The 13,973-nt window shown below is 63.3% G+C and carries 9 protein-coding genes; 5 read left to right on the top strand and 4 right to left on the bottom strand.

All coding sequences use genetic code 11. The features are described from left to right. Nucleotides 1–63 precede the first annotated feature (63 nt). The gene (locus ACLIMP_RS19040) at nt 64–687 is read left to right on the top strand and encodes a TetR/AcrR family transcriptional regulator (protein WP_082370587.1); all 624 of its coding nucleotides are present in this window, start codon (nt 64–66) and stop codon (nt 685–687) included. 70 nt (nt 688–757) lie between these two features. On the opposite strand, the gene ACLIMP_RS19035 is transcribed toward ACLIMP_RS19040, so the two are convergent. The 3 genes from ACLIMP_RS19035 to ACLIMP_RS19025 form a co-directional block, all read right to left on the bottom strand. Next, on the bottom strand, nt 758–3,262 hold the full coding sequence (locus ACLIMP_RS19035) for a TonB-dependent receptor (protein ID WP_324699521.1): 2,505 nt from the start codon (nt 3,260–3,262) through the stop codon (nt 758–760). Between the two features lie 136 nt (nt 3,263–3,398). Then, nucleotides 3,399–4,976 carry a cytochrome P450 gene (locus ACLIMP_RS19030; protein WP_324699520.1) on the bottom strand — a complete coding sequence of 526 codons (1,578 nt, stop codon included), beginning with the start codon at nt 4,974–4,976 and terminating at the stop codon, nt 3,399–3,401. 59 nt (nt 4,977–5,035) lie between these two features. Next, nucleotides 5,036–5,356 (bottom strand): 2Fe-2S iron-sulfur cluster-binding protein, encoded by a 321-nt coding sequence (locus tag ACLIMP_RS19025; protein ID WP_132468888.1) that lies wholly within the window; start codon nt 5,354–5,356, stop codon nt 5,036–5,038. Between the two features lie 322 nt (nt 5,357–5,678). Between ACLIMP_RS19025 and ACLIMP_RS19020 the strand changes: the two genes are divergently transcribed. Then, on the top strand, nt 5,679–9,140 hold the full coding sequence (locus ACLIMP_RS19020) for a glycosyl hydrolase (RefSeq protein WP_324699519.1): 3,462 nt from the start codon (nt 5,679–5,681) through the stop codon (nt 9,138–9,140). Nucleotides 9,141–9,484: 344 nt separating this feature from the next. Further along, the gene (locus ACLIMP_RS19015) at nt 9,485–11,005 is read left to right on the top strand and encodes a GH39 family glycosyl hydrolase (RefSeq protein WP_443478826.1); all 1,521 of its coding nucleotides are present in this window, start codon (nt 9,485–9,487) and stop codon (nt 11,003–11,005) included. Between the two features lie 64 nt (nt 11,006–11,069). Here the strand turns inward: ACLIMP_RS19015 and ACLIMP_RS19010 are convergent, their stop codons facing one another. Beyond that, the gene (locus ACLIMP_RS19010) at nt 11,070–11,882 is read right to left on the bottom strand and encodes an SDR family NAD(P)-dependent oxidoreductase (protein ID WP_324699517.1); all 813 of its coding nucleotides are present in this window, start codon (nt 11,880–11,882) and stop codon (nt 11,070–11,072) included. 191 nt (nt 11,883–12,073) lie between these two features. Here ACLIMP_RS19010 and ACLIMP_RS19005 point away from each other — a divergent pair, with 191 nt between their 5' ends. Together ACLIMP_RS19005 and pyrC are read left to right on the top strand one after the other, a co-directional pair. Then, complete coding sequence (locus ACLIMP_RS19005; RefSeq protein WP_324699516.1) at nt 12,074–12,829, top strand: SDR family NAD(P)-dependent oxidoreductase; 756 nt, start codon at nt 12,074–12,076, stop codon at nt 12,827–12,829. 92 nt (nt 12,830–12,921) lie between these two features. Then, a complete protein-coding gene (gene pyrC, locus ACLIMP_RS19000; RefSeq protein ID WP_324699515.1) occupies nt 12,922–13,959 on the top strand; it encodes a dihydroorotase in 1,038 nt (345 codons plus the stop codon). The last annotated feature ends 14 nt before the right edge of the window (nt 13,960–13,973 follow it).

Here is a 13,973-nt window from a genome sequence, read left to right as displayed (position 1 = left end):
GACCGGCCCGCCTTTTCGCTGTTCGCTTGCGCAGCCAGTCGCTTTTGCGTCAAAGACGAGGCGATGGCCGATACCGACAAACCGAATCGTAAGAAAAGCGACGCTGTATCGCATAAAATCGAGCCACTGGCGTCATCGAGGTCTAAGCATGCCCGCGCCTTGCGATCCGCGCGCGCCTTGCAGGAGGCCATGCTCGCGCTCCTGCAGCGAAAGCCGTTCGATCAGATCACCGTCCGTGACATTTGCGCCGAAGCGCAAGTTCACTACGCCACATTCTTCCGCCACCATCAGACCAAGGAAGGCCTGCTCGACGCCATCGCCAAGGACGAGATCGCGCACCTCAACCAGTTGACCTTGTCCATCCGCGACGCGGAAGACTACGAGGCGGGTTTCCGGGCGCTTTGCTCATATGTCGATGAGCACCGTTCGCTCTGGTCGATCCTCCTCAACGGCGGTGCGGGCAGCGCCATGCGCGAGGAATGGCTACGCGTATCAAGGATCGTCGCGCAGAACGAAACGCCGCTTAATGCGTGGCTGCCGCCGGATCTGGGCACCATATGCGCAGCCTCCCTGATTGCCGAAACGCTGGCATGGTGGGTCGGCCAGCCGGAGGGGACCTATAGTGTGCCGGAAGTGGCCAGGATCCTGTTCCGGCTGCTTTCCACCTCGATCATGGCTCCCGACTGACGCCGTTTCGAAGCGGCATCGCCAAACCTCCCCGAAGTCCCGCAGGTCGGGACTTCGGGAGCAGATATCCTCAGCGGGAACCGAACGCCACGCGGAACGTCACGCCGAATTCGCGCGGCGCGGTAACGGTCACGCCCGTGTAGCGGCTGTTGTAGACGGTGGATCCGATGCCCGTAACGCTGAAGGCCGGCGGCGCCAGATAGACGTCGGTCACAGCCGTGAACTGGGCCAGGTCATCCTGGGTCAGCAGCTTGTTCGTATCGAACAGGTTCTTGGCATAGACGGTGACTTCCCAGCCTCCATCGGCCGCGCGCAAACCGCCATAGAGGTTGAACAGGCCATATGCCCCGACATCGTCGAAGCGGTTGTTGGGATCGGTCTTCGACTTGCCTCGCCAGCTCAGCAGCCCGCGCACATAGGCGTCCATGTCATGTCCGACCGGCTGGTTGTACTCCGCGCGCAGAACGCCGGTCCACTGCGGCTGGAATGTCGCGCTTTGTCCGCCGCCCGGACACACCGCCACGCGCTCGGCGCCGTAAGCCTGCTGCATCTGCGCGAGCGTCGGGGTCACGCTGTCGGGAAGTCCGTCCGAACCGACGGCACCCGTCTGGTTGTTCAGCGCGTCGGTACAGGCCAGCAGCGCATTGCCTATCGTGCTCCGGGCATAATTGACGGTAGCGCCGACACTGAACTGCGAGGTTGGAGTGAAAGCGAGCTCCGCCTCCACCCCGTTCACCTTCACCGGCACCGCGCTCACGAAGTTGAAGTTGCCGATAGTGGGCGCACCGGCCGAATTGATGTTGATATAAGCAATGCCTGCCCCGCCCGAACGGTAGGGGTAGTTCTTGTATTTCTGGTGATAGGCCGTGAGGTTGAATGTCAGCTTGTGATCGAACCAGTCCGATTTCACGCCGATCTCATAGGACTTCGAGCTTTCCGGCGGCAGCGCGACATGGGCGACTTCGTTCGGCGTGTAATCGGCATGCGTGAAATTGCCGATCGCGACGACAGGCGGACGCCAGGAACTGCCGGTCGCCGCATAGACCATGAGCCCCGGCGTGAAGCGGTGCTTGATGCTCGCGCTGTAGATCGTGGTGTTCTCCTTCACGTCCGACTGCGTGCCGTTCTGGCGCGTACACGATCCGGCCTCGTACAACTGCGGGGTGCAGCCGATAAACAGGCCATCGCGGAAGTCCGTGAAGTGGATTCGGCGCAGGCCTCCGGACAGTTCGGTCGCATCGCCCAGATGAAGCGTCACGTTCCCGAAGAACGATTCCTCCTTCGGCATGCCTTTGGGAAGATAGATCGGCGTGTCCGTCACGCTGGGCGGCGCAATCGGAATGCCGGGGCCTGCCAGCCGCAACTGCGTGATGCTGCTCTCGTTCAGGATCGTGCGGGACGGAACCGCATATTGGAAATAGCCCACGACATAGTCGAACAGGCCCCCGATCCGGTCGAGGTTCTGCAGGCGAACCTCGTGGCTGGACGTCGTGCCGCGCGTGTCGGCCTCCTGCCCGATCGCAAGGTCGGGGAAGAAATTGGCGAGGTCGCGCACCCCGAAGCTGCGGTAATGCTGCGCCGTGCGCGATCCTACGTAGACCAGGCGCTGGCCGAGAATGTCGGCCTCGGCGTTCCAGTTGTAGAACCGGAATTTCTGCGAAACAGTGCTCGGCCGGGATTGAACCGAAAGATAATCGCCTATCCCGATGTCGCCGTAGTCCGGTGCGCCGGCCGATGGGGTGTAATCGGGATTGAACGCCGCTACCGAACGCACCTGGTCGAAACGCAAGGCATCGTTCTGCATTCCCTCATAGAGAAAGCCGAAGCGTAGCCATTGGGTCGGCTCGAAGCGAACGGTCGCGCGGATCGCATTGGTTTCGCTGCGCGGCTTCACATCGCTGTTGATGCTGCTGACGCGGTTCAGCCGGTCGAACTTGTGCAGTCCGGCCACGCGAACGCCCAGCATGTCGCCTATCACCGGAATGTTCAGGGCACCGTTGATGTTGGCCGCCGATCCCGATCCGAATGTACCGGAAACATAACCGCCCGGCTCGACGAGATCCGGCAGCCTGGTGGTTGCCGTGATGGAACCCGAAGGCGTAGACCGGCCGCGCAGAGTACCTTGCGGCCCCCGCAGGACCTCGATCTGGCCGACATCGTACATCGTCTGGAAAACGAAACTCGACGGGACCGGGGCATCGTTGCGATAGTACTGGATGGTGCCGTTTTCGGCACTGACATTCACGTCGTGATTGACGCCTCGGATCGATGACGACGTGCCGATGCCATTGGCATTGGGCGTCAGTTGAAGGCCGGGGACGACTGAGCCGATATCCGTGAAACTGCGAATGTTCAGCTTGTCTATCGTGTCGGCCGTCACGGCGTTCACGACAAGCGGCACGTCCTGCAGGCTCTCGTCGCGACGGCGGGCCTGGACGATGATCTCATTGGTCAGCGACAGCGCTGCATTCGCCTCGCCCGTTGCCGCCGGTTCGGTCTGTTGCCGGGCAAGTGCCGGCGTTGACATTGCAAGCAGGCTGGCGCCCGCGAGCGTGAGAGCCCGTTCCCTACGCATCGAATCCCCTTCCCTTCTGTTTTTTATATTACGCATTTCGTGCGATACTGTATCGCATTGGTCAATCTGTTTTCATAAATTGGATTGACCATTCCCTTCGCCCCGTGCGTCCGGCGAGGCGAAGGGAAACGGTGCATCAGCCGGTCGGCAGTGCCGCCAGGTCGAGGTCAACGGCATCCAGCGCTTCGTTGGTAAACTGGCCGGGCGCGAACTTCTGGATGGCGCGCAGCGTCATCGATTTCGCCATGCCGATCCGCTTGTCTGCCGTGATCCCCGGAAAATGCGCATCGAGCACCGCCTTGGCTGCCTCGTCCTTGAGCAGCACTGCCAGTCTGGTCCGGGCCGTGGAGTAACCCGCCGGAGCGACCGGTGACGGCGACGCCTCGACCGCAGGGGTCTCCCCGAGGATCGAAGGCTGCGCCGCGTTGAGATCGACGCCGTCTGCCGGGGTCAGTTTCAGATGCAGTTCCGCCAGCCCGCGAATGATGAAGCTCGGCTCGAAGTCGAGCTTTCGCGCACCGCGCGGCCCATGAACCGCGGGATCGAGGTCGATATCCGACGTGTACCTGAGCAGCTTCTCGAGAATGATCCGCACCTCGACACGCGCCAGTGGAGCGCCCGCACAGGTATGCGCGCTCCGCCCGAATGCGACATGCTCCCTGATCTTCGGGCGATTTAGCCTGAATTCCTGGGGATCTTCCCAACGCGCCGGATCGCGATTGGCCGCCGCGATCGCCAGCATGATCTTCGTTCCGGCAGGAACCTCGAGATCGCCGATCTTCGTGTCCTTGCGCGCCAGGCGCGCGGTCTGCTTGGTGGATCCTTCCAGCCGCAGCACTTCCTCGATCAGGGCCGGGATCAGCGCGGGGTCGGCACGGAGCCGGTCCTGAAGGCCGGGCTGATCGACTATGAAGCGCATCGCATTGCCCAGCAGCTTGGCGCTGGTGTCCTGCCCCGCCCCGAACATGAACATGCCCAGTTTGACGATGGCCATCTCTTCCGGAAGAGTCCCATCGGGGTAACGGGCGTTCGCCAGCTCGGAAAGGATGTCCTCGGTCGGATTGGCGCGGCGATCGGAAACGTATTGGGCGAAGTAGCCGCCCATGATCACGAAAGGATGGTCCTCGGCGTCAAGATCGAGTTCGCCGTCCAGATTTCCGGGGGGCGGCGCGTTCTCGATGATCTCGATGAAGCGCTGGCGATCCTCGGCGGGGATACCCAGAAGATCGGCAATGACCAGCGTGACGAACGGGGTCGCGATCGCCCGGACCAGTTCGACACTGCCGTTCGCCACCGCATCGCGCGCCAGTTCGTCGGAGAAGGCCTGGATGAATGCCTCGTTCGCCTTCAGGCGCGAAGGCGTGAACAGGCGGTTGACCAGCGACCGCAACTGAAGATGGGCATTGTCGTCCAGGTTGACGAGCAGGTCGCCGCCGTGGAAAGCCTCGCGGTGCGCCTCGATCTCGGCGGTGATATCGCAGCCCCGGGGTGTGAACGGCAAGGGCGCCGAGGCGCCCTGAAGCCCGATGATCGCCGAGAAATCCTCGGAATTGCGCATGATTTCGAGGGTCTCCTCGAACCCCGTGACGATCAGGTAATCCTTGCCCTTGGGTCTGTAGATCCCGCCCTTCCCGCGCACGGCCTCGAAATAGGCGTAGGGATCGACAAGGATTTCATGGTCGGTGAAATAGTCCCGATCGGCCAGTTCAGTCATCTATCCTGCTCCTGTTCCTTGCGCGGGTGCGTTGCCCGGCAAGCGAGTGTTTCGGTGTTTCAGTCTTCGGGGGCGATCCTCACGCGCAGGCCATCGAGCGCATCGGTGACCTGCAACTGACACGAGAGGCGCGAGCGCTCATTCCGGTGGCTCGACGAATCCAGCAGATCGCTTTCATCATCGCTCATGGGATCGAGGGCCTTCGTCCCCTGCACATGTTCGACATGGACGTGGCAGGTCGCGCAGGAGCAACAGCCCCCGCACAGCGCCAGCAGTTCATCGAACCCGGCATCCCGGATGATTTCCATGACGGTTTGCCCCGGCCTCGCCTCCAGGGCTCTTTCCTCTCCGGACGCGCCCACAACGATAATCGTCGTCATTTTCCAGCCCTCTCCTGCACCGCGGCCCCACCGGCTTCAAACCGGATTTCGTTTTTACGCGATACAGTGGCGCATAAACCTGACGCCGCTTATGCGTCAAGCCCGAACGAGGATGGGAAGGGGGCATGCGGCGGCATCAGCCGGCCGAACCGCGTCACTGGCTTGACAGCGCTTCAATCCATTAATACGCGATACTGTATCGCACAAAATACATGGCGCCGGAGACAGTACGCAAGGGCCTGTTCCGGCCAGGCATTTTTCGCGCAACGATGCAGGAACGGGCAGAGACATGGCAGCAGGGAATTTTCGTTTTTATGCCAAAGTGTTGAAGCAGTTTCTGTTACTCTCGGCCGCCATCTGCTCGGCCCCCGCGCTTGCCGATGGAGCAGATCCCGCCCAGCCCGCGGAAGCACGGGGTCTCGAAGCCGCCTTCAACGATCCTCCCATGGAAGCGCGGCCGCGCGTCTGGTGGCACTGGATCAACGGCAATATCACGCAGGACGGACTCCTCAGGGATCTTGCCTGGATGAAGCGCGCCGGTATCGGCGGTGCACAGTCCTTCGATGTCAATCTGCAGAGCCCGCAGATCGTCGACCAGAGACTGGTCTACATGACGCCCGCCTGGAAATCGGCGTTCAGGGCCGCCGCTCGGGAAGCTGACCGGCTCGGCATCGAACTGGCCATCGCCTCTTCGCCGGGATGGTCCGAAACCGGCGGGCCATGGGTGCCGCCCGCCGATGGCATGAAGAAACTGGTCTGGAGCGAGGTGACTATCGAAGGCGGAAAACCGTTCTCGCGGGCGCTCCCCGCGCCGCCTGCTATAACCGGGCCCTTCCAGTCGATCGCGGCAAAGTCGGGAACGAACTCAACCATTAACGAGAAGGCGCCCGAAGTTCCGCAGCCCTTCTACCGCGATGTCGCCGTGCTGGCTTTTCCAGCCGCCGTAAACGAGGTGCCGGCGCCCGTATCCTACAGGGACGGCCCCGGGCAGAAGATTGACGGAGCCGCCCTGGCGGACGGCGATCTCGAATCCGCGGTTGACCTCGCCAAGGCGGCGAAAGGCCCATCGGTCCTGGAACTGGACTACGCCCGGCCAACCACGGTCCGGTCCATGACGCTCTTCGTGCCCGGCGGTTCCGGCAAATTCGTCGGCGCCAACCTCAAGGCCAGACTGGAAGCCGAAACGACCGGTGGGACGTGGACGGCAGTATCCGAAATACCGCTTTCGCGCGTGCCCACGACCATGGCCTTCCCGCCCGTGAAGGCAAGCCGGTTCCGCGCCGTGTTCGAGGAAGTCAGCAGCCTGCCCAACATCGCGCCGCCACCCGCAGGCGTCGATCTTTCCGCTCTGGCGGCAGGGTTTTCCGGCACCGGGCAGGCGAAGACCATCCGCATTGCCGAATTCGTCCTTTCCGAAACCGATCGCATCAATCGCGCCGAAGCCAAGGCCGGGTTCGACGTCGTGCCGGACTACTACGATCTCGACCACGGACTCATCGACACACCGGGAACGCCCCCGACCGATGTGATCGACGTGACAGCGCGCCTCCGCCCCGACGGCACGCTGGACTGGCTGCCGCCAAAGGGGCGGTGGCGGATCATGCGGTTCGGCTATTCGCTCGTCGGCACCATGAACCACCCGGCGCCGCTGGAGGCCACCGGGCTCGAGGTGGACAAGTACGACGCCGGAGCGGTGCAGCGCTACATGGATCACTACCTTGAAACCTATCGCGACGCGGCCGGCCAGGATCTGATGGGCGAAAAAGGGATCCGGGCCATCCTGACCGACAGCATCGAAGTGGGCGCGTCGAACTGGACGCCCGGCATGATCGACCGGTTCCGGCGCCTGCGCGGATACGATCCGGTTCCCTGGATGCCGGCCCTCACCGGCAGGATCGTCGGATCGCGAAGCCGGAGCGACCGCTTCCTCCATGACTTCCGCCGGACTTTGGCGGAACTGCTCGCCAGCGAGCATTACGGTACGATCGCCCGGTCAGCCCACGAACACGGCATGATCGTCTACGGCGAAGCTCTGGAGGACCACCGCCCCATGCTGGGCGACGACATGGCCATGCGCAAATTCGCCGATATTCCCATGGCCGCAATGTGGGCCTTCCCTCGCGCAGGAGGACCCAAGCCCACCTATCTAGCCGACATGAAGGGCGCGGCATCGGTCGCTCATATCTATGGCAGGACATTCGTGGCGGCGGAATCACTGACGTCCATGCTCTCGCCGTGGTCCTATGGTCCGGCCGATCTCAAGCGCATGATCGACCTGGAATTCGCAAGCGGCATCAACCGGCCGGTCATCCACACCTCGGTTCATGTGCCGGTGGAAGACCGCAAGCCGGGACTGCGCCTTTCGATCTTCGGGCAGGATTTCAATCGCAACGAAGCATGGGGCGAACTCGCGCGGCCGTGGATGGATTACATCGCACGCAACGCGCTGATGCTGCAGCAGGGAAGGAACGTTGCCGATGTCGCCTATTTCCACGGCGAGGAAGCGCCCCTCACATCCCTTTTCGGAAATGGGCAAGCTACCGGCATTCCCGCAGGCCATGCGTTCGACTTCGTGAATGCCGATGCGCTCGTGGAAGCCCTGAAAGTCGATCGCGGCGAACTCGCCAGCATCGGCGGCGCACGTTACCGCGTGCTCTATCTCGGCGGTTCTTCCAGCCGGATGAGCCTTGCCGTGCTGCGCAGGGTCGCTTCCCTGGCAGAACAAGGCGCGATCGTGGTGGGCCGGCGGCCGATCGGCGACCCGGGGCTGGAAACGGACAAAGACCTATACGCTGGCCTGCTCGGCAAGCTCTGGCCGGGCCGGCCCGACACCGCCGTCGGGCAAGGCCGCGTGTTTAACACTAACGATCTCGCTTCCGTCCTGACCGATATCGGCGTCAGGCCCGACTTTTCCTACACCGGCGCGCAGGCCGACAGCCATCTGCCGTTCGTGCACCGACAGTCGCAGGAGGCCGACATCTACTTCATTTCCAATCAGAAGGACCGAACCGAGACGATCGAAGCCCGGTTCAGGATCGCCGGCAGGATACCCGAGTTGTGGCATGCGGAGACCGGCCGATCCGAATCCGTCAGCTTCACTATCCGGGACGGCATCACGATCATCCCCCTGACCTTTCAGGCCGACGAATCCGTGAACGTGGTGTTTCGCAAGGAAACCCCGGCACGCCAGCAATCCGCGCCATCCCGCGATCCCGTCCCGCTGGCGACGGTTCCGGGCCTCTGGAATGTCGCGTTCGAACCCGGCCGCGGCGCGCCCGCAAGCGTGCGCATGGCGCTGGCGCCGCTGGACGAAAACGACGATCCGGCGATCCGCTACTTTTCCGGCGTGGCCACATACTCGCGCGAGATAGATACGCCGCGCGGCTGGAAGGCAGGCCAGCCTCTCCAGCTCGATCTGGGAGAAGCGCGGGAGATCGCGGAAGTCAGCATCAATGGCCGCATTGCCGGCCACGCCTGGCATGCGCCTTACCGCGTCGACATCGGCGCGTTCATGAAACCGGGCAGGAACCGCGTGCAAGTCCGCGTCGCCAACCTCTGGGTCAATCGCCTCATCGGCGATGCGCAGCCGGGAGCGGACAAGGTGACATGGACCGCGACGCCCACCTACCGGAAAGACGCGCCCTTGCGCCGCTCGGGATTGATCGGTCCAATCCGGCTGCTCGGCTTCCCGTTGAAGAATTCCGGCAACGTCAACATGGACCGCAATGCAGCTTTAAAAGCATCGCCGGGAAGAAAACGTGTGTCAGGGTCAGAAACACGGTAACAATCACTGGTCAGACCAATAAACAGAAAACGTGAAGGCCAAAAAAATGGCCGCACGACATTATGGGAGATGACAATGGCAAACGGCCGGCGACTTGTCGCTTCGATCGCTATGGAAGCCGCGCTTGCCGTGCCCGGCTCTGCACGTCCTTCCGTCGAGCGTCCCAGCCGCTGGCTCCGGTCTGGCGATCACCACCGACCTGCTGAAAGAAGCGGGCGCCCTGCTCGCGGAAGTAACCCGCAGCTTACCCGTCACGGTCACAGCTCGCCGGCTCAAGCTCGATTTTCGAAATAGAAATGGCGCACTGATCCTTCCGCGCATCCGACAATATTGTGGAGAGAAGCATGTTTGATCGACGTACATTCCTGGCATCCGGTGCCGCGGCGGCGGCCCTTTCCGCAAGGGGCGTCCGCGCGGCCGATATGGCGGTCCAGACCGTTCGAGTGGACACCCGCGCCGTAACCGGGCCGCTGCCCCACGTGTGGGAAGAATCGGTAGGATCGGACCGCGCCGCGATCACCATGCGCGAGGAATGGCGGCAGGACATGCGGATCGGCCGGGCCGAAGCGGGCTTCAAACGCGCCCGCTTCCACGGCATCTTCAATGACGAGCTCGGCGTATTCGGCAAGAGCATCCTGGAAATGCGCCGCAACGGCGGGCCGAACTGGCTGAATGTACACCGGGTCTACGACGGCATGCTCGACATCGGCATCAGCCCTTATGTCGAACTGAGCTTCATGCCGGGGAAACTGGCCTCCGGCAAAACCCAATTCGGTTTCTACGGCGGGAACATCACCCCGCCGACTTCCGACGCGGAATTCGCCCGCTTCCTGAAGTCGTTCACCGCCGCGATGGTGGACCGTTACGGCATAGAAACCGTGCGCACCTGGCCGTTCGAGGTGTGGAACGAGCCCAATCTCGCGTTCTTCTGGACAGCGGACAAGCAGCGCTACTTCGATATGTACAAGGCCGCCGCGGTCGCCATCAAGTCGGTCGATCCGCGCATTCAGGTAGGAGGACCGGCAACGTCGAAAACGGCTTGGATCGGGGATTTCGCGCAATGGTGCGCGGCGAACAACGCGCCGGTCGATTTCTTCGCCACCCACGTCTACGCCGGTGACGACCAGAACGACGTCTTCGGCAAGGACGCGCCCCGGCGCAACGTCAACGACGTGATCCCCGATGCGCTCGGCAATGCACGCCGGACCATCGACGCGGGTCCACTCGCGGGCAAGCCCTTGTGGCTTTCCGAATGGTCGTCGGACAGCCCGGCCATGATCGCCCACGTCATCGCTCAGGGCATGGCGCATTGTGCAGGGATGTCGCAGTGGACGCTCAGCGGCATGTACGAGGAACTGGGCGTGGACGACTACATGCTGAAGGAAGGCTCGATGGGCTGGAGCATGATGATCGACGGCATCGCCAAGCCTTCGTTCAACACTTATCGCCTGCTGCACCGCCTCGGCACCGAGCGGCTCTCCGCCCAGGGCCCGGCACTGGCTTCGCGCGGGAAGGACGGACGTGTTTCCGTGCTGGTGTGGAACCTGGCGGAAGTGGATCAACCCGGCGGCATTCCAGGCATGACCGCAGAACGCAGGATCAAGGGCGAGCCAAAGCGCATAACGCTTGCCTTCGACGGTATCGGCGGCCGTAAAACCGCGGAAGTCCGCTATGTGGACTGGGAGCGCGGCTCGCCCATGCCGGCCTGGCGAGCGATGGGTTCACCGCAGTATCCTTCGCGCGATCAGGTTGCGCAATTGCGCAAGGCCTCTCTACCCGTGATCGAACGCCGCCGCCTCGACAGTGACGGAACCCTCGCCCTGGACCTCCCGCCGGAAGGTCTCGCGCTCGTCGAACTGCTCTGATCCCGTCCGTCCCGGCGCCAGCCTCCAGAAGGTTGCCGCCGGGCCGGCGGATCGCGGCGAATGCTCAGGCGGCGACGCCGCCGTCGAGCAGGAGCGTGCTGCCGGTCATGAATGCGGCAAGGTCTGACGCGCAGAACAGGATGGCGCGGGCGATATCGTCGGCCACACCCACGCGGCCGAGTCGGCTGGCCCCGATACCCGGAATGGGGCAGTTCCTGATCGTTGCCTCATCCCAATCGGCGATGAACATCGTCTTTTCCGTAAGAGAGAAGCCCGGAGCCACCCCCAGAACCCGGATGCCGTGCGCGCCGAGTTCGATGGACAACTGGCGGGTGAGGCCGACGACGCCATGCTTGGACGAGCAATAGGCCGCCTGGCCTTCGGAAATACCAATGACACCGGCAAGGGACGCCACGTTCACGATCACCCCGCCCTGTCCGCGCGCGATCATCCGGCGCGCGGCTTCCCGCGCGCCCACGAACGATCCGCGAAGATTGATCGCCAGCACATTGTCGAATTCCGCGTCATCGAGATCGAGCAAAGGCGTGAACGAAGGAATGCCCGCATTGTTGACCCATATATCCAGCTTGCCGAACCGGCTCTCCGCAAGATCGGCCACGGCGGCGATCGAACCGCTATCGGCCGCATCCAGACAGGCGAACGAGACGTCGGCCGAATAGCGTTCCGACAGTTCCCCGGCTGTGGCAGCGGCCGCCTGCTCGTCGATGTCGGCGATGAGCACGGCCGCCCCCGCCTCGGCCAGCCGCCTCGCGGTTGCCTTTCCCAGTCCCCAGGCCGCCCCGGTCACGACCGCGCTCCTGCCCGCAAGGGAAATCAGTTCATTGATCGAGCGGTTGGAAACGTCCGGCACTGGCACTCTCTTTCTCCCATTCCAATTTTATCACGCGATCCGAATCGCGCGCTCCATGCCTATCGGTGGGCTGGACATCACGCAAGTTGTGCGCCACGATATCGCATAAACTAGCGATCCATACGCAGCGCGCTCGGGCCAGGAAGCTCGGCGGCGACCGCGCGGCGGAACGAAACGGATGGGAGAGAGAGAGCTAAATGAGCAGCCATGATCGTGTCGTCGTCGTCACCGGCGGAGCTTCGGGCATCGGATTGGGCGTGTCGCGCCTGTTCGCCCGCAACGGGCACCCCGTCGCGATGCTGGACATCCAGCAGGACGCGCTGGACCGGGAAAGCGCCGCGCTGCGCTCGGAAGGTGCGGCGATCCTTGCCCGCAAGGTCGACGTTTCCGACCGGAATAGCATCGAAACCGCTTATGCCGCCGTGCGCGAGGAACTGGGCCCCATCGCCATCGTGGTCGCCAATGCCGGCATATCCGAGGGCATCCGCTTCCAGGACGTAACCGTGGAAACCTGGCAGCGCATGATCGACATCAACCTGACCGGCGTTTTCCATACGGTACAGGCCGCGCTGCCCGACATGGTCGCGGCAGGATGGGGCCGGATCATCACGATCTCGTCGCAGGCCGCCCAGTCCGGTGCGGCGGATCGTGCGCATTACTCCGCTGCGAAAGCCGGAGTGATCGGATTGACGCGCGCACTGGCCCGCGAATTTGCGGGCCAGGGAATCACCGTCAACACCATCCCTCCATCGGTCGTCGCAACGCCGATGGCAGAAGCGGGAATCGCCGCGGGGACATTCCCGCCGCTTGACGTGATTGCCCAGCACATTCCGATTCCACGCCCCGGAACCCCGGAAGATATCGCGGCGGCCTGCGAATACCTCGCATCCGACGGCGCCGGCTACGTCACCGGGCAAGTGCTCGCAGTAAACGGGGGGATGTTCATCGGGTAACTTTCGAACCGACAGCACGCACCGATCGTTGCAGCGGAAATGTTCCGAATCCGGCATCGACGACAGCCATCGAGGTGGGCTAGAGCGGCCTCATGACATCGCAGATAACGATCCGCCGCCCCGACGACTGGCATGTGCATCTCCGCGATGGCGAGATGCTGAACGCAGTCGTCGGTTATACCGCGCGCCAGTTTGCGCGCGCCATCGTCATGCCGAACCTGACGCCGCCTGTCATCAGCGTGGCCTCGGCGCAGGCGTACCGGGAGCGGATAATCGCCGCCCTGCCGGCCGGGACGGACTTCACCCCGCTGATGGTCTGCTACCTGACGGACGATGCCGATCCGGCGGAAATCGAGCGCGGCTACGAACAGGGCGTGTTCGCTGCCTGCAAGCTCTATCCCGCCCATGCCACCACCAACTCCGCCCACGGCGTCACCGATATCCGCAAGCTCACCGGGCTGCTGGAAACGATGCAGCGGATCGGGATGCCGCTGCTGATCCACGGCGAAGTAACCGATCGCGATGTCGACATCTTCGATCGCGAAGCTGTGTTCATCGAACGCGTCCTCGCGCCGCTGGTCCGAGATTTCCCGGCGCTCAAGATCGTTCTGGAGCATATCACCACAGCCGACGCCGCAGAGTTCGTGGCTGAAAGCGGCCCCCGGATCGCCGCAACGATCACGCCGCAGCACCTCATCATCAACCGCAACGCGATTTTCGATGGCGGCATTCGTCCGCACGCCTATTGCCTGCCCGTTGCCAAGCGGGAACGGCACCGTCTCGCCGTTCGCAAGGCGGCGGTTTCGGGGTCGCCCAAGTTCTTCCTCGGTACGGACAGCGCGCCGCACGCCATCGGCCGCAAGGAATCCTCTTGCGGATGCGCCGGCATCTTCAATGCGCCGTTCGCCCTGGAAAGCTACGCGCAGGTCTTCGACGAGGAAGGCGTGCTTGACCGGCTGGAAGGGTTCGCCTCCGAACACGGACCCAATTTCTACGGCCTGCCCCTGAACGAGGGCACGGTAACGCTGAAGCGCGAGGACGTGGCCGTGGCGGAAACGATCGTCGACGGCGACATCACCCTCGTTCCCTTCCATGCCGGAGAGACGATCCGCTGGCGTTTCGTCGGCTAAGGCCGACCCGAAAG

The organism is Novosphingobium aeonii (assembly GCF_052279045.1).
GTDB lineage: Bacteria > Pseudomonadota > Alphaproteobacteria > Sphingomonadales > Sphingomonadaceae > Novosphingobium.
Note: the sequence above shows the minus strand (reverse complement) of the source record. Positions and strands in the feature narration are given on the sequence as shown.

Excerpts from the sequence above, each read along its gene's own strand:
- pyrC (WP_324699515.1), top strand. The coding sequence starts at position 12,922 with ATGACATCGCAGATAACGATCCGCCGCCCCGACGACTGGCATGTGCAT.
- ACLIMP_RS19025 (WP_132468888.1), bottom strand. The coding sequence starts at position 5,356 with ATGACGACGATTATCGTTGTGGGCGCGTCCGGAGAGGAAAGAGCCCTG.
- ACLIMP_RS19035 (WP_324699521.1), bottom strand. The coding sequence starts at position 3,262 with ATGCGTAGGGAACGGGCTCTCACGCTCGCGGGCGCCAGCCTGCTTGCA.
- ACLIMP_RS19040 (WP_082370587.1), top strand. The coding sequence starts at position 64 with ATGGCCGATACCGACAAACCGAATCGTAAGAAAAGCGACGCTGTATCG.
- ACLIMP_RS19005 (WP_324699516.1), top strand. The coding sequence starts at position 12,074 with ATGAGCAGCCATGATCGTGTCGTCGTCGTCACCGGCGGAGCTTCGGGC.
- ACLIMP_RS19015 (WP_443478826.1), top strand. The coding sequence starts at position 9,485 with ATGTTTGATCGACGTACATTCCTGGCATCCGGTGCCGCGGCGGCGGCC.
- ACLIMP_RS19030 (WP_324699520.1), bottom strand. The coding sequence starts at position 4,976 with ATGACTGAACTGGCCGATCGGGACTATTTCACCGACCATGAAATCCTT.